13 protein-coding genes are annotated in these 18,028 nt (G+C 45.9%); 6 read left to right on the top strand and 7 right to left on the bottom strand.

Annotated elements, in window-relative coordinates; all coding sequences use genetic code 11:
• Window positions 1-339: 339 nt before the first annotated feature.
• Window positions 340-2,343, bottom strand: coding sequence for an FG-GAP repeat domain-containing protein (locus KOE27_RS15420; RefSeq protein WP_215239752.1), 2,004 nt, complete (start codon window positions 2,341-2,343; stop codon window positions 340-342).
• A 333-nt stretch (window positions 2,344-2,676) separates the two neighbouring features.
• Here KOE27_RS15420 and mnmA point away from each other — a divergent pair, with 333 nt between their 5' ends.
• Complete coding sequence (mnmA, locus tag KOE27_RS15415) at window positions 2,677-3,792, top strand: tRNA 2-thiouridine(34) synthase MnmA (RefSeq protein ID WP_215239751.1); 1,116 nt, start codon at window positions 2,677-2,679, stop codon at window positions 3,790-3,792.
• A gap of 251 nt (window positions 3,793-4,043) precedes the next feature.
• Here mnmA and KOE27_RS15410 read toward each other — a convergent pair whose 3' ends face one another.
• A complete protein-coding gene (locus KOE27_RS15410) occupies window positions 4,044-5,258 on the bottom strand; it encodes a Gfo/Idh/MocA family protein (RefSeq protein WP_215239750.1) in 1,215 nt (404 codons plus the stop codon).
• 305 nt (window positions 5,259-5,563) lie between these two features.
• Between KOE27_RS15410 and KOE27_RS15405 the strand changes: the two genes are divergently transcribed.
• Entirely contained in the window at window positions 5,564-8,050 is a 2,487-nt protein-coding gene (locus tag KOE27_RS15405) for a hypothetical protein (RefSeq protein ID WP_215239749.1), read from the top strand.
• Between the two features lie 94 nt (window positions 8,051-8,144).
• On the opposite strand, the gene pgeF is transcribed toward KOE27_RS15405, so the two are convergent.
• The gene (gene pgeF, locus KOE27_RS15400; RefSeq protein ID WP_215239748.1) at window positions 8,145-8,912 is read right to left on the bottom strand and encodes a peptidoglycan editing factor PgeF; all 768 of its coding nucleotides are present in this window, start codon (window positions 8,910-8,912) and stop codon (window positions 8,145-8,147) included.
• Window positions 8,913-9,143: 231 nt separating this feature from the next.
• Between pgeF and KOE27_RS15395 the strand changes: the two genes are divergently transcribed.
• The gene (locus tag KOE27_RS15395; RefSeq protein WP_215239747.1) at window positions 9,144-10,130 is read left to right on the top strand and encodes a glycosyltransferase family 2 protein; all 987 of its coding nucleotides are present in this window, start codon (window positions 9,144-9,146) and stop codon (window positions 10,128-10,130) included.
• A gap of 65 nt (window positions 10,131-10,195) precedes the next feature.
• Here the strand turns inward: KOE27_RS15395 and KOE27_RS15390 are convergent, their stop codons facing one another.
• A complete protein-coding gene (locus KOE27_RS15390; protein WP_215239746.1) occupies window positions 10,196-10,711 on the bottom strand; it encodes a DinB family protein in 516 nt (171 codons plus the stop codon).
• Window positions 10,712-10,898: 187 nt separating this feature from the next.
• On the opposite strand from KOE27_RS15390, the gene KOE27_RS15385 reads away from it, so the two are divergent.
• The gene (locus tag KOE27_RS15385) at window positions 10,899-12,128 is read left to right on the top strand and encodes a metallophosphoesterase family protein (protein WP_215239745.1); all 1,230 of its coding nucleotides are present in this window, start codon (window positions 10,899-10,901) and stop codon (window positions 12,126-12,128) included.
• An 86-nt stretch (window positions 12,129-12,214) separates the two neighbouring features.
• Here the strand turns inward: KOE27_RS15385 and KOE27_RS15380 are convergent, their stop codons facing one another.
• Window positions 12,215-12,412 carry a hypothetical protein gene (locus KOE27_RS15380; protein WP_215239744.1) on the bottom strand — a complete coding sequence of 66 codons (198 nt, stop codon included), beginning with the start codon at window positions 12,410-12,412 and terminating at the stop codon, window positions 12,215-12,217.
• 352 nt (window positions 12,413-12,764) lie between these two features.
• On the opposite strand from KOE27_RS15380, the gene KOE27_RS15375 reads away from it, so the two are divergent.
• Complete coding sequence (locus KOE27_RS15375) at window positions 12,765-13,163, top strand: hypothetical protein (RefSeq protein ID WP_215239743.1); 399 nt, start codon at window positions 12,765-12,767, stop codon at window positions 13,161-13,163.
• A 121-nt stretch (window positions 13,164-13,284) separates the two neighbouring features.
• On the top strand, window positions 13,285-14,742 hold the full coding sequence (locus KOE27_RS15370; RefSeq protein ID WP_215239742.1) for a gluconokinase: 1,458 nt from the start codon (window positions 13,285-13,287) through the stop codon (window positions 14,740-14,742).
• 207 nt (window positions 14,743-14,949) lie between these two features.
• Here the strand turns inward: KOE27_RS15370 and KOE27_RS15365 are convergent, their stop codons facing one another.
• Window positions 14,950-17,328 carry a TonB-dependent receptor gene (locus KOE27_RS15365; RefSeq protein ID WP_215239741.1) on the bottom strand — a complete coding sequence of 793 codons (2,379 nt, stop codon included), beginning with the start codon at window positions 17,326-17,328 and terminating at the stop codon, window positions 14,950-14,952.
• A gap of 176 nt (window positions 17,329-17,504) precedes the next feature.
• A complete protein-coding gene (locus tag KOE27_RS15360; protein ID WP_215239740.1) occupies window positions 17,505-17,915 on the bottom strand; it encodes a c-type cytochrome in 411 nt (136 codons plus the stop codon).
• Window positions 17,916-18,028 lie beyond the last annotated feature (113 nt).

Raw genomic sequence — 18,028 nt, 5'->3', positions numbered from 1 at the left:
TACCAACTAATTATCAACGAATATCGCCCTAAATATTGTAACCGGTTTATCGTGGGAATGGGGTGTATCAATATCATCAATGATTACATCACCTAGCTCTTTTGGTAAAAGCGAATAATTGGGGAAGTATGTTAAAATTAGCTTCTCCATATTCCTACATACTTCTTCCTCACTGTCATCAATGGTAAAATATCTAAACTTCTCATTTACAGATGAATCAAAAAAACGGAAGGACCAAAAAGGGGCAATTATACTTATGCAAACATATAAGTTTTTTTTATACTGAGCGGTGAATGGATCCAAAATCCGAATTTAACCGAATCCAGATAAAACTGACCGTCACCTTTTGAAATACTTATGCTTAGTCGGTGTTTGTTTCCCCGAAGTTGTCATGGTAGTGGTTATGTCGAACGATGGGCGTTGCCAATAATAGAGCACGCCCGTTTCTGTACCCACCAGCAAATCGGGAACACCGTCTTTGTTGAAGTCGGAAACCACGGGACAATCGTCGTGCCCCATGAGCGAGCGAGACACCACACGGCCCATATATTGCAAGATCATTTTCCCGTCTTTTGTACCCTTATTTTTCATCCAGCTTGCCGCAGGTTTATGGGAGAAAATAAGATCTTTCAGCCCGTCGCCGTCCCAGTCGGCAAAGATAATTTTCATGCGGCCGTTACTTTTGCCTTCCAATTGGTTTAGTCGGATCGGCGTTCCGTCAGGGAAAATAAAGTTACGTTGCGGGTGTCCTAGAAGCAATTTCCCCTCTTTTTTCGAACGCGGGTAAACGGCCAGATACCCTTCGTAATCGAGCATTACCAAGTCATTCAGCCCATCTTCGTCAAAATCCATGATATAGGGTGTTGTTCTCCACGGAGCCAGCAATTCGTTACCCCTCCTGTAACCAGGTACCCATTTGGGTTCCAGCGGTTTGCCTTCCCAGTTCACTTCGAGCCCTTGCGGCTGTGAAAGCTTCGGTTTGGTACGTGAACCTTTGTTTTTTAGCCACATTACATTACCGCTGTGATCGTTCACCAACAGATCGGGTAGTCCGTCCATGTCCCAGTCACCCGGTACCACATTGGTATAGCTGTATTGCGGGTGTTCAGTGCCGGGTACATATTCTTTCTGAAGAAATCGGATAGGCGTTCCATCGATCTCCAGGTATTTCGGGGTATCCCATTTGGGCATGTATCCGCCCAAATTTTTCAGAAAGACCAAAAAACCGGCATTGTTCCCGCTTACGATGTCGTCGAGACCGTCACCATCCCAGTCGAAAACACGTGGAGTAGCATGAGCGCCCATGTCCACGTACTTTGCTTCCTGCTGAAAAAATACAGGCGGCATAAACTCAGGAGCCCCATTTACGATCTTGCCCGTATTTTTCAGGAAGGAAACTTTGCCTTCCTGGTCGCCAGCTACAATGTCAATAAAACCATCGGCGTTGAAATCAACAGGGCGTAGTTTATGCGTATCTCCCGATTTCGCAACAAACTGGATAGGTTTGCCTTTGTATCTTAACGTATCTCCCTCGCCGAATTTATATTGTTTCTTTGTGCCCCTGTTTTCAGAATAAATGATATTCGAATATTCGGTCATTGCTACATAATCCAGGTCACCGTCGTTGTCATAGTCGGCAAAAGGGGTTTCTAAACTGAGATAACTATCTTTTGCAATTGATTTGCCCGATTGGTTCGTGATTTTTATTGGTTTTTCGTAAACCGGTTTTTCGTTCGTACCGCTGTTTTTAACAAACATTACCGATTTTCCCGTTCCGCAGATAAGGTCGTAAACAGCGTCTCCATCAAAATCGATCATTTTCCAGAAACTGCGTTCCCCATTGGGCGCACATTCCATGATGTTGACCGACAAATCCGATTTTTTCCAGAACACATGCTGCGGCACGTCTTCATACATAGTGAGGTTGGTTCCTGTGAAATCGGGGACTAAAACATGTACAGCTCCATTCACTTCTGAAGGCACAACATCTTGCCAGTCGGAGCCAATAGGGTTACGTTCGGGATACACCTCTTCACCGGCGCGAAATATTGGATTGTCCACATTTCCACTGATGTTTTCGAAATAAAAAACACCCACCTCTGCATAGCTACCGGTAGACACCATCAGCAAATCCATATCGCCGTCGCCATCGAAATCCATAGGCAGTGGGATCGATTTGAAACCAACATCAAGATCAACCAGTGCTCCGGGATTATTGTATACCAGCTTCTCTACGCCGTTCTGGTAATTGTTGTATAAACTGTTTTTTTGCCCTTGCGCAGCATGGAAAAAAAGAAAACCGGCAAAAATCAATACTCCAACGTTTAACCGTATTGTTTTCAAGAGGAGAAAGTTTGAGGGTTATGATTCGATTTTATTGCCTTAAATCTGTTCGGATCCACCCCGTTTCATAAATAGATCGCATAAGATACTCTATTGTTGAAGAAATTGACTAGTAGTATAGCTCACTCATTTCGAACCAGTCGCTATGTACTTATTTTTAAAAAAATCAAAAGTAAGTAGTCCGATGCACGCGAAGTTTTTTTTGTGCGCATCCTCTGGGCTGTCCTTTCTGAGAACTTATCCCTATCTTTGCGGAACCATTCAGCACCAGTGGCTGTTGACAGTTTTCAAATAAATAAATCGGAAGGCGTTCAACCTTCGGCAGATTACCAAATGAGCAAACACGGAAGGATCCTCGTCGCCATGAGTGGCGGCATAGACAGCTCGCTCGCAGCTGTTATGTTACATGAACAAGGTTATGAGGTCATTGGAATGACCATGAAGACCTGGGACTATGCCAGCAGCGGAAGCTCCAAAAAAGAAACCGGCTGCTGTTCGCTTGACTCCATAAATGACGCCCGCAACATAGCAGTGGAACTGGGTTTCCCCCATTATATCCTGGATATCCGCAATGAATTCGGAGATTATGTGATCGACCATTTTACCGGAGAATACCTGGAAGGCCGCACGCCCAATCCCTGCGTGCTTTGTAATACACATATCAAATGGGACGCGCTGCTGCGCCGCGCGGACCGGCTGGACTGTGAATTTATTGCCACGGGGCATTATGCTAATATGCAGTTCAACAACGGGCGTCATTACGTTTCAAAGGGTATTGATACCTGGAAAGACCAGAGTTACGTATTGTGGGGCGTTTCGCAGGAAAGTCTGGCACGTACCAAACTTCCATTGGGTTATTTGCATAAGTCCGAGATCAGAGAAATGGCTCGTCAGCGTGGTTTTATTGATCTGGTTAATAAGTCGGAAAGTTATGAGATCTGTTTTGTGCCGGATAACGATTACCGCGGTTTTCTGAAACGCCGGATACCCGGTTTGGAAGCGGAAGTGGCCGGAGGCAATTTTGTATACGAGGATGGTACTGTTGTTGGCAAACACGAGGGGTATCCTTTTTATACCGTCGGTCAGCGAAAAGGCTTAGGTATTGCACTTGGAAGGCCTGTTTTCGTGACTGAAATAAGAAAAGATTCCAATGAGGTGGTATTGGGAGACCTTCCCGATCTTTTCCGGGACGGTATGCACGTGAGCAAGCTGAATCTGCAGAAATATGCTTCCATAGAGCAGCCTCTTGAAACCGTAACAAAGGTACGGTACAAACATGATGGCACTCCGGCAGTGATAGAGCAAACTGAGCCCGACCGAATTGTGGCCCGCTTCCACGATGGTGTTAACGGTATTGCTCCGGGCCAGGCCGCAGTGTTTTATGAAGGCGATGACGTGATAGGAGGTGGATGGATTATGAAGAGTTTCAGGCAGGACAGGGGCTTTTAGGGCCAGTCGGAGTCAGTGATATGGCATACACCATTCCCATACATTATATAACAAACCGGCACGAGCCCATTTTGTTACAGAAGTGATTATCCGGTAACTGCTGCTCGGGATAAGCGGGTGGATATTGCTGTGGGCAGTATCCACCCGCTGGAGGGGCTGCTTTTGTGTATCTCAAGCACGACCTTCGGTCAGTGAACAGTGTTTATTTTGAGCGGTCTATGGGTTTATCACACAAATGACTTGGTTACGGGTCATAAGTCGAAGTTCGGGATTTTTAGGTACTCTCCGTTTTTCAATGCCGACTCATGGGCTATAATCCCCGGTGCGGTATAGGCAAGTGCTTCGCGGATATTTACGATCGGTTCCCGGTTGCTGATAATGGAGTCGATGAATTCGTGGGTGATAAAGCTATGTGAACCGCCATGGCCGCTGTCGTGCCGCATGGGAGCAGGCAGAAGCTCTGTTTTCCACCATGCTGTTTGTTTGTACGGCTGCATTTCAGGCTCTGCCACCGTGAAACCTCCGTCGTCGGTACCTTTTTTTTCTGTTGCTTCCACAATGTGCGTTTCATTGTGCTTATATTGGCTATAATAGCTCATTTTGTCGCCGCGCCATTCGCCTCTTTCGCATCCTACCAGAGCACCTTTCCAGCAGACTTCACCTATGAACGAATTTCCCCTGTTGGTTTTGAAAAAAGCGGTTTCATTCCAGAACGGATTTTTATAGGGATTCCCTTTCAGTATAGGACTGTCGTCGCCCCAGCCCTGGCAGGTTACGTGGGTCAGCCGCTCGCCGGTTACTGCAATCAGGAACGACGTCACATGGGTAGGGTACAGCATAGGGGGCAGACCGTGCCGCCAGGTAGGCTTACCATCCTTCTCAAAATAAAGGACTTCAAGGCCAGGATGATAATATTGTGCCGAACTGCTGAAAATGGTACCGAACTTTCCTTCCTGATAGAACTTTTTGGCGGTGATGGTTTCTCCACGGAAAACCGATGTTTCGGCCATCATATAAGTCAGACCGGTACTTTTAACAGCCTCATGTACCTCATGACATTCTTCTATCGTCAATGCCGCTGGTACGGCACATAACACATGTTTTCCTGCTTTCAGTGACTGGATCACATGCCGGGCATGATCGGGTGCAGGGGTAAATAATGCAACCGCCTCTATCTTAGGGTCTTTCAGGAGCTTTTCCAGCGATTCGTAACTTTTGGAGCACTGGTAGGTTTTCATCAGTGCGGCCCGTCTGTCAGGAAGCAGGTCACTCACCGCTTCCACGGTACAATTGGGATGTTCATTAAAGAAGAAGCCTAATCCGAACCTTCCTCCGACGATGCCCACACGCAGTTTCCTGTCAGATTGGAAGGGTGCTGCAAAGGCAAACCGGGATGACAAGGCAAGGCCGGTGGTAGCAGATAAGGCAAGGAATTTGCGGCGGTTCAGAACGTTGTTACCTTTCATAATTTGGAAGATGCATTTTTGTCTAAAATTTGTAGATATCTCAATTTTCCTGATTCATTGGTTTGATGGAAGTTGTATATTGCCCATCAGGCAACGAATATAGAAAATAGTACAGCCGCAGTAATGCTTGTCTGCCAAATAAAGGAGGCCCGGGAACCGAGCCTGGGTGCGTTTTATTCTGCTAAGGGTGTTGCAGGTAGTACAGTAAATATGCAAGATAATCGTGCATTATTGTTTTATATTGCCTGAATATTAATTTTTGCCGCTTTTGAATAACCACCATTTCTATTTATTGATCATTGAATATGTTTCTTGCTAAATCCTTCCTATTTCGTTTAGGTATACTGCCGGTGGGCGCTGCGATGCTCATTTTTAGTCAGCCGCTTTTTGCGCAGGTTCTGCTGAAAACAGATTTCGCTCAGGTACAGATTGACAAATCCGGCCAGCTTGCCAGTATCAGATCCGTCGGCGGAAAAGAGTATGTCCCGGGCGGGACTTCTTCACCGGTGATGTCATTGTTCAGAAAAGGGCAGTATCTGCGCCCAATGTCAATGTCATACGACGCAAAGAAAGGGATTGCTACGCTGGTTTTTCAGGAAAAAATGACGGCCAAATTGCGTTTGGAAGCAAAAGGAGCCTATCTACGTCTGGAGCTGCTCTCTCTGAGCCCGAGAAACGGAGTGGAAGCCATTGCCTGGGGACCCTTTCAGGTGTCGATTAGCAAGCTCATCGGAGAAACGGTAGGCATTGTCCGGGACGATTCTTTCGCTGTGGGTGTACAGGCGTTGCGGATCAATACGCTGGAAGGAATACCTGAAAACGGCGATGATGCAGCAAAGGGGTCATTTTATGAACCGTTACCAGGGCAGCAAATACCCGAAGAGCTGAAGGCGAAAATTGGTGAGCCCGTTACCACGGATGTAAATGTGGATGGAGATATGCCTGAATACATCCGCATGTACCGGGGAGGTGCTGCTGTGAAGAGGCCTCACGGCAGTGAAATCCGGTTTTTTGCGCGTGACCGGAGGATTCCACGTACCGTGCTGATGGGTAAGCAACCACAGCAGGTACCGGCACTGGATGCAGACTTTGCGGGTTCGGCCATTGCCATTTTTGCGTGTCCGGAAACAGAAACCCTGAATACCATTGAAAAAATTGAAATAGCCGAAGGGCTTCCGCATCCCATGCTGGATGGTGTCTGGATCAAGCGGTCGCCGCGGATGGGAGAGGCCTATATGCTTTATGAGGGAAATCAACTGATGAACAGCCTCACCTACGCAAAACAGCTCAATTTTAAACTGGTACACATCGGAGATGTTTTCAAAAGCTGGGGACATTTCGGTTTGGAAACAGACAGGTTTGATGGAGCGGCTGCTATCCGGAAATTTACTGAGCAGGCACGAAAAGATGGGATTTCGGTCGGTATACATACCCTTACCACCTTCACCGGCGTGAATGATCCTTATGTTTCCCCGGTACCAAACGACAGTCTTCAAAAATACGGGAGTACGCTGTTAACAAAGGACCTTGGGGAGGATGGGGATACTTTATGGATCAAAGATCCTTACTTTTTCAAAAATCCAACCGGAACCCGAACGTTGCGGATCGGAACGGAGCTCATTTCCTATCGTAAAGTATCCGATTCGGAGCCCTGGAAACTGACCGGTCTGGTGAGGGGGCAGTTCAAAACGGGGAAAGCTTTTCATCGGGCAGGCAGTGTGGTGGACAAGCTGGTGAATAATAGTTATGGCGGTTTTCTGCCTGACATTCATTTGCAGGATCAGTATGCGCGCAGGCTCGCGACGGTTTGCCGGGAAACGGGTGTGGATCTGATGGATTTCGACGGCTTCGAAGCCTTGGATGCTACCGGGCACGGTGCATTTGCAGAAAACCGTTTTATCGACCTGTGGTATCGCAGTCTGGATCGTTATCGTTTTACACTGGGTTCCAATACATCTCATTATTATTGGCATATTTATAGCTTCATGAATTGGGGAGAGCCCTGGTACAGCGCATTACGGAAAAGCCAGGTCAATTACAGGATCGAAAATCAAAGGTACTTTGAGCGGAATTTAATGCCAGGGATGTTGGGCTGGTTTAAGCTGGAAGAAAGTTACCGGCCCGAGGAAATTGAATGGATACAAGCCCGCAGTGCGGGTTATAACGCAGGTTACCTGTTGCGTGTGGAAGAGAGCATCGAGAAGAATGGTTTTAAAGACGAGATGTTTGAGGCAATCAGGGAGTGGCAAAAGGCAAGGCATGCCGGAGCCTTTAACAAGGAACAGATCGAAAGACTTAAGCAGCCAGGTAATGAGTTTCACCTGATTAAAAAATCAGATAGCAGCTGGGAGTTGTTGCCAGTGAGCCTCCAGACCGGCTATGAACATAAGTACCGGCAGGTGCAAACCGGTGAACCGGTCATCACCCGCTTCAAGGTAAAACAAACGGAGGAGGCTCAGCCCGCTCAATTTTATGTGATACCGCAGGCGACAGAGGGTAATAACAGTGCTTTTGCAAAAGATATCCGGCTGGAAATCAATGGAGAGAGTCTTGAACTTGCAGAGAAATTCAAAGTGACCGACCGGATTTTTTGTGATGGCAGGGCTATTTACCTGTGTGATGCCAACTGGAAAAAAGTCAGAGTAATTGAGGCGGGCAAAATTCCTCAATGGAAGCATGGAGAAAATGCCGTGGTTGTAACATGCGGTTTCTCCGGACAGCTGGCACCGCTACTTAAATTTGAATTTAAAGCCATAGGTAAAGCAGAACCGATCAGTGCGGTTAAAAAATAGATGATTTTGTCCCAAGGAGGGTGTGCCATAGGTATACCCTCATCCTATTTTTGCCCTTGCCCTGCACCCGGTCATTCCGGTTTTGGTGGTATCCTCATCCGATTAGCCCGATGGTGGCCAGCATCCGGCCAGTCAGTCCGTTTTCGTGACGGTAGGAAAAGTAATCGTCGTTATGGATCACGGTAGAAAAAGGAGATAGTTCGATTCTCTCCTCCTTTAGGCCGGTATCCAGCAGCTGCTGCCGGTTTGCAGCCTTAAGATCGACGAAAAACTTGCCTTTTTCATCATTCCGTTTTTTGTGCAGCGGGTCAAATTGTTCAGCAACTTCATCACCTACCTCAAAAGAACAAGCATCAATACAGGTGCCAATGTATGCATAACAATCTGCGGGTTCACATCCATAAGTTTGCTGCATGGTAAGTACTGTTTTTTTTACGATTTCTCCCACGGTACCCCTCCACCCCGCATGGATGGCGGCCATTGCTTTCCGGACGGGGTCGTAGATGAGAACAGGGGTACAGTCTGCAATGGTTACTGCCAGCTGGATGTTTTTCCTGTCGGTGATCAGTGCGTCGTAACCTTCAAACCGGCCTGGGTGCTCTACCCGGAGGATAGCCGTCCCATGCACCTGATGCGATTTGGCAACAGAAGATACCGGAATCCCGAGCGCAGAAAAAAAACGATTATTATTCTCCGTTACATTTTCGGGCGTATCTTTTGTAGCCCCTCCCAGGTTAAGGGAATGGTAAGGTGCCACGCTCACTCCGCCGTGACGGGTGCTTTCTGCGGCTACTAAACCCGGGAATGGACCAAAAACAATAGGGCTCCGAAAACTTGGTTTTGAACTTATATCCTGCTTCATGCGTCAAAAGTAAAGCGCAAAATTATCATACCAAAAAAACGATTTGAAATTGGCAGGCCGGACTGGGCTCAAAAACAAATTATGGACCGATTACTAATAGAACGGGGCGGTCAGTAAGGTGTATCCTTAAAATACGGTATCTTTGTTGCCAAAGCCTGCGGGACTGGGATACTCCCATGGCAAGAATATAATCACTTCAAACTATTGACTAAAAGTTACAATACAGAGTATATGATAAAGGTGAGTGTATGTGTGGTTACCTATAATCATGAGAAATTTGTGGCCAAAATGCTGGACTCTATCCTGATGCAGCAAACAACTTTCGAATTTGAAATAATTGTGGGTGATGACTGCTCAAAAGATAATACAGCAGGGATACTGAAGGAATACCAGCAAAAATATCCGGAGAAAATAAAGCTGCTCCTGCATCCTCAGAATATGGGATTGAATGGAAAGTATAATGCACTGTCCACTTTTGCAGCGGCTCAAGGGGAGTATATCGCGCAGTTTGACGGGGATGATTACCTCACCTCCCCGCACAAGCTTCAGAAACAGGTTGAAATGCTGGACGCTAATCCACAGTATTCGGCAAGTTTCCATAATGCGCAGGCCATTTATGACGACAACTCGGCGCCGCCTCATCTGGTTAACTGGCTCACCAAACCCTACATCACGGTGGACGATCTGATTGGAGAAGACGAGCTGTGTTTTATTGCTACTTCCAGTCTGATGTTTCGTAGGCAGGACTTTGCAGATAACCCCGAACCCGAATGGACCAACCTTTCAACAAGTGGCGATATTCCCCGGAATCTTTTACTGGCCAGCAGAGGTCCCATCGGGTACATCGACGAGGTGATGTCGGTTTACCGAAAAAACAGGGGAGGTGCCAGCTTTGCGGACAATCATTACAGTGCTGATTTTTTGTTCAACAGGATTCAGATGTATGCTAATATCAACAAGCATTTTGGATATAAATACGACGATCGGCTTCGGAAAAATATTGCCACCTATTATTACAAGCTCCTGTTTTCTAAACAATACGGCAGTACCTACTGGCCAAGGCTGAAATTTGCGCTCAAATATCTGCGTATGGGGCAGCCGGTAGGAGAAAGAAGAAAAGAGGTCATCAGGGATTTTATTATTCCCGGCTTTCTGATGAAAGCATATAGTTTTTTTGCAATTTCAGTTTACCAGATCCGCTCCAAAGCGCAGGGGTAAATCAGTTGTAACAAAAAAGCCCTGGAACAGCAATTGTTATTCCAGGGCTTTTGAGTAAAACGATCTTAAAAAAGTTTTTCCTGCGGCGGTTTCACACCTTTGAGTCTGATATATACGGTTGTCTGTCCGCGGTGGTGGGTCTGATGTTCAAATGCTTTTTCAAAAGCAGTACCTGCTTTCATTTCCCGTCCGAAAAGCTTAATGTCTTTCCCCAGGTCAGCGTCGTTCATGCCTTTTAAGGCTGCAATTACATAATCATAACTGTCCAGTACCACTTTTGAAACGGCGGCTTTTGACTGGTCAGCCATTTTTTCGGCAGAGCCTTCCATGGGGCTTTTTTTACCTGCCGCGGCTGAAGCAAAAGCATAGTTGGCGTCAGCAAGGTGATCCATCTGTTGTGCAAACGAACGGATTTCAGCAGTTGGCTTGAACGCATATCCGTCTTCAGGCATCGTGTCAAGGTATTCTTTGGTATAAATTTTGGCGCGTTCCCAGTTGGCAACCTGCTTGTCAACATCACTTTGGGAAAAGGCTGCTGGTACGGCCAGCAACGTCAGGCAGATGATCGTCAAAAGTTTCATATTAGTTTGTTTGGTGGTTGGTTAATATCGGAAAGGTAAGGGCTAGAAAGACCTTTTTCAAGAAGTTATTATTACTTTGTGGAAATAAAATTTGTGTAACACGGTTACATTCAATATTAATAGCTGGGTAAGGGAAAAAGCATATTGCAATAGTAAATAAATAACAGGCATTTATAACAAAACTTTAATGGCAAGGTCAGCAGAGGAGCGTGCAGGAAAATACCTGGATATGGGACATAGTGAAGTTGAAAACCATGCACGGGCGCAGCAGAAAGTTTTTGAAAAGCATGTCGGAAATAAGGAAAATGTTACCAGGGTTATTTCCGAGTTTTTTAAAACCAACCTGCTTGGTTTTGCCTATCATTATCTCAGAAGCCGCTTCGGACCGCGGCATCCTTACCAGGCCTATCCCCGGAATGGCGACAGCGGAGTTTACCGTATGCAATCTGCTCAGCCGTCTTCTTCAGAAGTAAGTATCGCGCTTCTTTCTGATTGGGCGAGTGACACTGCCGAATCCGATCAGGTGGGGCATTTGGTGAGTAGTTATGCCCCCGATTATACTATTCACATGGGGGATATCTATTTTGTAGGATCTCCGTCTGAAGTAGCTGAAAATTTTACCGCGCCCTATGCCTCCTGGTATTACGGCGCGTCGGGTAGCCTGGTATTGTCGGGAAACCACGAAATGTATTCCAACGGGAACGCGTTCTTTACCCACTTGCTTCCTGCCATGTATGCAAAGGACGGTGATTTGCGGAAAACGCAGCAAGCCGGCTTTTTCTGTCTTGAAAATGACTATTGGCGTATCATTGGGTTGGATACCGGTTATACCTCCGTGGAACGACCGTTTCTGGAAATTCTTTCCCCGCCAGACTGTCACCTTCGGAAGGAGCAGCTGGAATGGCTCCGTGATGTTGTCAAAATAGGAGATCCGGCAGACAAACGCGGGATCGTATTTTTGAGCCATCATCCTTATTTCTCCGCCTTCAGAGAGGAATATAAGAAGCCAGGGGAGCAGATTAAGGCGTTAATGGGAGACCAAGAGCGTGTTGTGGTCTGGTTTTGGGGGCATGATCACCGGCTTGTATTTTATCATTCAGCCAGCAACGGCAAAGGACCCGTGGCCTATGGTCGGTGCCTGGGGCATGGCGGTTTGCCCGTTGAGATACGGTTACCTTCCGAGCCTGGGGAGATATCCAAAATGCAGCTTTATGACCGTAGGGTTAGGAAAGTAGTGAAACATCACGAAATCGGGTATAACGGATTTGTGATGCTGAAGCTAAACGGTCCGGTGCTGACGGCCGAATACAAGGATCTGGAAGATACCCTGGTTGCCAGAGAAGCCTGGAGGGTGGATATGAAAAACGGCCAGATCAATTGGGAAATGTTAACTTTCCTTTCTGAACTCGCCGTCTGACTGAAATGAAACCGGCTTTCCTGAACGAGGAAGAAGCGGGTTTATTAATAGATATATCTGTTAAATTATCTGACCTGCCAAATACCTTAATGGCTGTGCTCATGGTGAGCGTCAGCATGTGAATTGCCTTTGTAGAAGTAAGCAAAGGTGATGGTAAGCCCGATTGTGCCCAGTATAAAGACAAAAAGATCTCCGAAAATAACCAGGATAAGAAGCAGAATTAAGAATGTTGCGATATACGCACCGCTGGATAATCTTTTTGTAGCACTATGAACGTCTGTCATGATTCCTTCTGAATAGATTGTATCTGTTACTTACTGAACGCGAAAATAATAAATAAGGCATGAACTTACATACTTAGCGCCTTATTTTTTAGTGTTTAACAGCATGCAGGGCAATTTTCCTCTTCCTTGGGTCCGAAAAAATGTGATTGTATTTTTCTAACAATCTCATTTGAGTTCCAAATAATCATAGTATTATTTTAAGTTAAAAAATAGGGATATGAATAAAAAATATCGAAATAATATTTTGATATTTTAGTGTATATCAGTGTTTTGTATATTTATAGCACGGTTTTTAAGAAATTATATTTTGATTATATTTAATATGTAAAAATTGTACTTTAAAAGCACTCCTATGAAATCTGTTCTTAAACCTTTTCTTATCACTTTTATTGCTGCATCTCTGTTTTCAGCTGGCGCTCAGGCGCAGCATGTATCCCGCCACACTGAGGAATTCTTTTCTGAATTTTATGTGGTTCAGGTCAAGCCTATGGAATTTCTGCTTACTTATCATTTTCCACAGACAGACCGCGTGCTAGTCCGTATCAAGGATGGAGAAAAAAATATTCTTTTTGCAGAAAAGACGCTGGTTTACAAGAAGTACAAAAAGTTTTTTGACCTGTCCTCTATGAAAGACGGAAACTTCACTTTTGAACTTACCGATGGTGAAACAACCTATTCGCGGTCTTTTGCGGTGGTTACGGAAACTAAAAGGATCGCTACGATTCAGAAAAATGAATCCTTTTTTGAATAAATACTAAGCGGGCCCCTGATTGAAATCTGGTGGTATTTGATACATTTGTTTTAAGGGCAGCGTGAGGTCACAGGTACCTGTAATCTTGCGTTGGTATCTGAAATTCTTAAAACAAATTGTAATGTCCTACATCATCGGTTGTGATATTGGTACTACCAATGTTAAAACAACAGCATTTGACTCGGAGACAGGGGCTATTCTGGCAACACATAGCCTGGGATATGAAATGGACCATCCCCGGCCGGACTGGAGTGAGCAGGATCCGGACGAAATTTTTGATGCACTCTGCCGGTGCGTCAGAGAGGTAAGCAGCATAAGCTACAAACATGGGGAATTGTTGGGGATTTCTTTTAGTTCTGCCATGCACAGCGTGCTGGCGATTGACAGCAGTGGAAAGAAGCTGACCAACCTGATCATCTGGGCCGATAACCGGAGCTCTGATATTGCTGATAAATTGAGACGTTCGGCACACGGGTTAAAAATATACCAGAACAATGGCACGCCTATTCATGCCATGACGCCGGTATGCAAGTTGCTCTGGCTCAAAAAAAACAAACCCGAAATTTACCATTCCACTCATAAGTTTGTGGGAATCAAGGAATATATCATTTACAGGCTGACGGGTAATTTTGTGGTTGATTTTTCAATCGCCTCGGCCACAGGCCTGTTTAATATACGGGAAAAAAAATGGGATGAATGGACCTTGAAACACATAGGCCTGGATGAGCATAAATTATCTAAGGCTGTTTCACCTTATCACCAGGAAAAATTAGAAAATGAAAATGCCTTCGGTGTACCTGATGGTACACCGCTGATCATGGGAGCAAGTGATGGATGTCTGGCTAATTTGGGAAGTGGGTCCATCAATGCGTCTTCCATAGCGGTCACCATCGGTACCAGTGCGGCCACACGTGTATGTGCACCTGAGCCTTACCTGGATAGTAAAATGCGGACCTTTTGCTATATCCTGGACGAAGAGACATACGTAATAGGCGGGGCTTCCAACAACGGCGGCGTCATTTTTGAATGGCTTAAGAATTCCTTTTTCCCTGACGCAGCTTTTGAAGATGTTTTCAGGGAGGCGGAAAAAGTAAAACCTGCATCAGACGGCCTGCTTTTCTTTCCGTACCTGCTGGGAGAACGTGCGCCTTTGTGGAGTTCCACGGTCAGGGGCGGATTTAGCGGACTGGATATTCAGCATACCAAATCCCATTTTGCACGTGCCGTCATGGAAGGTATCCTGCTGAATTTGTTCAGTGTGGGAGAGATTCTGCTTTCGAAGAACGACGTTCAGACCATATATGCCAACGGAGGTTTTGCCAACAGCAGTCTTTGGGTGCAAATGCTGGCGGATGTTTTTGGTAAAAAGGTTTCTCTGAACGATACCGTTGAAACTGGTACTGTAGGAGCGGCTATGATGGCGCTTAAGGCACTGGGTATCAGGAAGGAATTCGGGGACATGAAAATTTTTACGCCGGTAAGTGTTTTGTTTAAGCCATCGGCCAGGGCAAACAGGGCGTACAAAAAGGCATTTGAGAAATTTAATTCGGAGAACAGTGCATTTGCGGCATTTTCATGAGTGATCAAGTATCATGTACCGCAACTGATTATAACAATACATCTGCGCTTCCATTTACCAGATACCGGTTACAGAATTTTGTGTCTGGCGTACGTGCTTGAAAATGGATACTTTGTGTAAAAACAGGCCACTTCAATAATTTGAAATGGCCTGTTTTCTGAAATTTAATGCAGAAACCTACAATATAAAACGTGCTTTTTTAGAACGTCAGAATTTGTATGAGATTCCGAGACGGTAATTTCTCGGTGTTTCGGTTTGGTAATAATACGCATTGAGCCAGTCGTAATATCCGCCCGCGTAAAGGTATTTGTCCAAAACATTAAAGACGTTCAGGTTAATCCGTATGTTATCTTTTTCCCAGAAAACACCACCGTCCAGTTTAAAATAATTAGGGAGGTTGGTCTGGGTTTGAGTATCACTCCAGTTGGACGTAGCGCGATCTGCCATGTAGGTGAAACCTCCCGAAAGTCCGGCCCCTTTCAGTGCCCCTTTCTGGATTTTGTATGTCAGCCAGCTGTTGAGGGTATGCTTGGCGTAACCAGGAATTACATCGCCTACCTTTATGTTGGTAATTCCTTCGGCTACTTTGGTAACTTTTGAATCGGTATAGGCATAATTGGCTACAGCAGTAAAGCCGGTGACAATGGTCCCCCTCAGGTCAAACTCAATACCCTGTGCTCTTTTCTGACCCAGTACAACGCTCAGGCCTGCATTTGGCGGACTGTTTGGATCTGAGGTTAACTCATTATTTTTCAGGATCCGGTAGAGGGATAACGTGGTATTCCACTTGCCGTCTGCCCAGTTTCTCTTTACTCCGAATTCTGTATTATTGCCAGTGATAGGTTTCACGTCCGAACCGCTGGCAAGCCTGCCCGATTGTGGCAAAAATGCCTGGTCATAAAGGAAATAGACGGAAGTTGCGGGATTTAGGGAGGCACTCACACCAAGCCGGGGCGTAAAATGCCTGGCGGTCTGGGCGGCTCCTCCGTAGGCCGACTGGCTTACATAGGTATACCTGCCTGCAATTGTAAGTCTTAATTTGTTATTCAAAAAGCCTAGTTCATCCTGCAGATATACCCCGCTATATTTCTGGTCGATTACCCCTCCGCCAGCCACAGCTCTGGCTTCCAGGTTTAACGTGCGGTCGTAAACCGGAAATCCGTTAACCGGAGTACCATAATAAGGAGCAGCTGGATTAAACTCTGCACCAAGCGTGTCCAGAGCGTGTGACTGCGCCCAGTCGGCCAGGTAATCTTTATTTCCTACATCCAGTCCTCCCAGAATTTTATGCACAACTGCACCGGTGTTGACAGTACCATTGACGAAGACCTGCCCTAAGCTCATTTCACTTTTGGCATCCCAGATACCTACGGAGCGGATCATGGTACCGTCAGGGTTTACCACCGAAGGCCACATGCTTGACCCTCTCTGCTGATAATTAAAATAGGCTACCTGCGCAGTTAATTTCCAGTTGCTGTTCAGCTGATGCTGCAGGTTCAGGAACAGGCTGTGATCATTCATTTTGGACGGGGAAAGTCCGGGAGGCATGGTGGTAAAATCTACCGGTAAAGTGCCATAGCCTTTGGTAGAAAACACATAAAACGACCCTACATCCGACATGGTCGCATGCTGCAAGGTATACTCGGCGGTTAATTTTGTTTTGTCGTCTATCTGATAGGAAACCACCGGAGCTATGCTGTAACGGTTGTTGAACTCATACGGTCTGTGCGATTTTTTATTTTGTCCTGCTATGTTCAGGCGGTAAAGAAGTTTTCCGTTAGTACTTAGTTTACCATCCAGATCGAGTGTTGCGCGGTAGAGACCATAACTTCCTAATGTTACGGATGCTTCGCCCTTCGTCTGGCCGGTTGGTTTTTTTGTTACTACATTATACAATCCGCTGGGATCACCGTTGGCCAGCATGAATCCCGCAGGCCCTTTTACAAATTCGATGTGATCTACAAAGCTCATGTCTTCGGTAAGAGGCCCCCAGTAAGAACTCACAACATTAAAGCCGTTACGAAACGCCTGAATCTGCGATCCGCGCATGGTAATATTGGTATACATGTCTCCCCAGTGTTCCAGCCTGTTCGCACCGCTGACATTCCGGATCAGTCCATCGCTCATGCTGATAACCTGCTGGTCCGAGAGGGCTTTAGAGGTAACTACCTGAATGTTCTGGGGTGTTTCCTGAATAGGGCTCAGCAGACGAAGGCTCGAAGATACCTCCTTGCTGTTGTAACGGTTAAAATCCTGCACAACTACCTCTTCCAGCTGATTGGCATTCTCTGCCAATGTGAAGGAAACTTCTGTTGTGGCGCCATCCTGTACGCCAACCTCTTTTTCCTGCGTGGCAAGGCCAACATAGCTGATGATAACCGTGTAACTTCCGGGCTTTATTTTGTTCAGGTTAAACTTCCCGCTGGCGTCGGAAACGGTACCGGCTTTTAAGCCTTTAAGACCAACCGAAACGTATTCTGCCGGTGCTCCGTCGGAGGTAAGGATTTGCCCGGCTATTTTACCTGTCTGCGAAAAAGCTGACAAGGAGAGCAAGCATAGAAGGAGTGGAAAATATAATTTTTGCATTTTATTTAAAATAAGTCTAATTAGTTCTTTTGAGGCTGCGAATTTCCTACGGGAAAATCTCTTTTCCAAGAATTAGTTTAGATTTGTTTTAAATAAACTCGACAAAAAATATAGAGCATTAACTAATAGAGATAAATTGGACCTTCCTGAAAATTGCAGAGGCAGCAGGTTAAGTATTATTTTTTCTCTTTGACAGCCGTTACTACTTCAGGAGTAATCCTGTTTTTCTTAGAATCATTCCCCCAGGAATTCAGGATATAATTCATGACATCGGCGATTTCCTCCGGACCTAGGCCGGGGTTAGGCATCATGTTGTCGTATTCTACATTATTTACCTTAATTTTTCCGATCAGGCCGAATTTGATAGCCTTGATGCCATTCTCCGGATTTTGAGTGAGGTAATCCGACTTGGCAAGAGGGGGGAAGGTTGCCGTAACTCCTTCTCCGGTGCCCATGTGGCAGGTGATGCAGTTTTCAGAATACACCATTTTGCCGCGTTCGATACTTTTAGCAAGTTCGTCATCCTGCCCCGGCAGCATGGCAGAACCCAAGATAATGCCGGATACTATTGTAATCAGTAATTTCATGATTCCTCTGGTAAATGATAAAAACCAATGGCGCGAACCGAGAGATTCGCGCCGGTTATTGAAAGGCCTCTATCCGGAGTTTTACCGGCGAAGTCTGGGGACAAATGCTCACG

The organism is Dyadobacter sp. CECT 9275 (assembly GCF_907164905.1).
Classification (GTDB): domain Bacteria; phylum Bacteroidota; class Bacteroidia; order Cytophagales; family Spirosomataceae; genus Dyadobacter; species Dyadobacter helix.
Note: the sequence above shows the minus strand (reverse complement) of the source record. Positions and strands in the feature narration are given on the sequence as shown.

What these genes read in the sequence shown, in the direction of transcription:
- KOE27_RS15390 (WP_215239746.1), bottom strand. Translation starts at nt 10,711, where the DNA reads ATGAAACTTTTGACGATCATCTGCCTGACGTTGCTGGCCGTACCAGCA.
- KOE27_RS15375 (WP_215239743.1), top strand. Translation starts at nt 12,765, where the DNA reads ATGAAATCTGTTCTTAAACCTTTTCTTATCACTTTTATTGCTGCATCT.
- KOE27_RS15395 (WP_215239747.1), top strand. Translation starts at nt 9,144, where the DNA reads ATGATAAAGGTGAGTGTATGTGTGGTTACCTATAATCATGAGAAATTT.
- KOE27_RS15360 (WP_215239740.1), bottom strand. Translation starts at nt 17,915, where the DNA reads ATGAAATTACTGATTACAATAGTATCCGGCATTATCTTGGGTTCTGCC.
- pgeF (WP_215239748.1), bottom strand. Translation starts at nt 8,912, where the DNA reads ATGAAGCAGGATATAAGTTCAAAACCAAGTTTTCGGAGCCCTATTGTT.
- KOE27_RS15365 (WP_215239741.1), bottom strand. Translation starts at nt 17,328, where the DNA reads ATGCAAAAATTATATTTTCCACTCCTTCTATGCTTGCTCTCCTTGTCA.
- KOE27_RS15410 (WP_215239750.1), bottom strand. Translation starts at nt 5,258, where the DNA reads ATGAAAGGTAACAACGTTCTGAACCGCCGCAAATTCCTTGCCTTATCT.
- mnmA (WP_215239751.1), top strand. Translation starts at nt 2,677, where the DNA reads ATGAGCAAACACGGAAGGATCCTCGTCGCCATGAGTGGCGGCATAGAC.
- KOE27_RS15370 (WP_215239742.1), top strand. Translation starts at nt 13,285, where the DNA reads ATGTCCTACATCATCGGTTGTGATATTGGTACTACCAATGTTAAAACA.
- KOE27_RS15405 (WP_215239749.1), top strand. Translation starts at nt 5,564, where the DNA reads ATGTTTCTTGCTAAATCCTTCCTATTTCGTTTAGGTATACTGCCGGTG.
- KOE27_RS15380 (WP_215239744.1), bottom strand. Translation starts at nt 12,412, where the DNA reads ATGACAGACGTTCATAGTGCTACAAAAAGATTATCCAGCGGTGCGTAT.
- KOE27_RS15385 (WP_215239745.1), top strand. Translation starts at nt 10,899, where the DNA reads ATGGCAAGGTCAGCAGAGGAGCGTGCAGGAAAATACCTGGATATGGGA.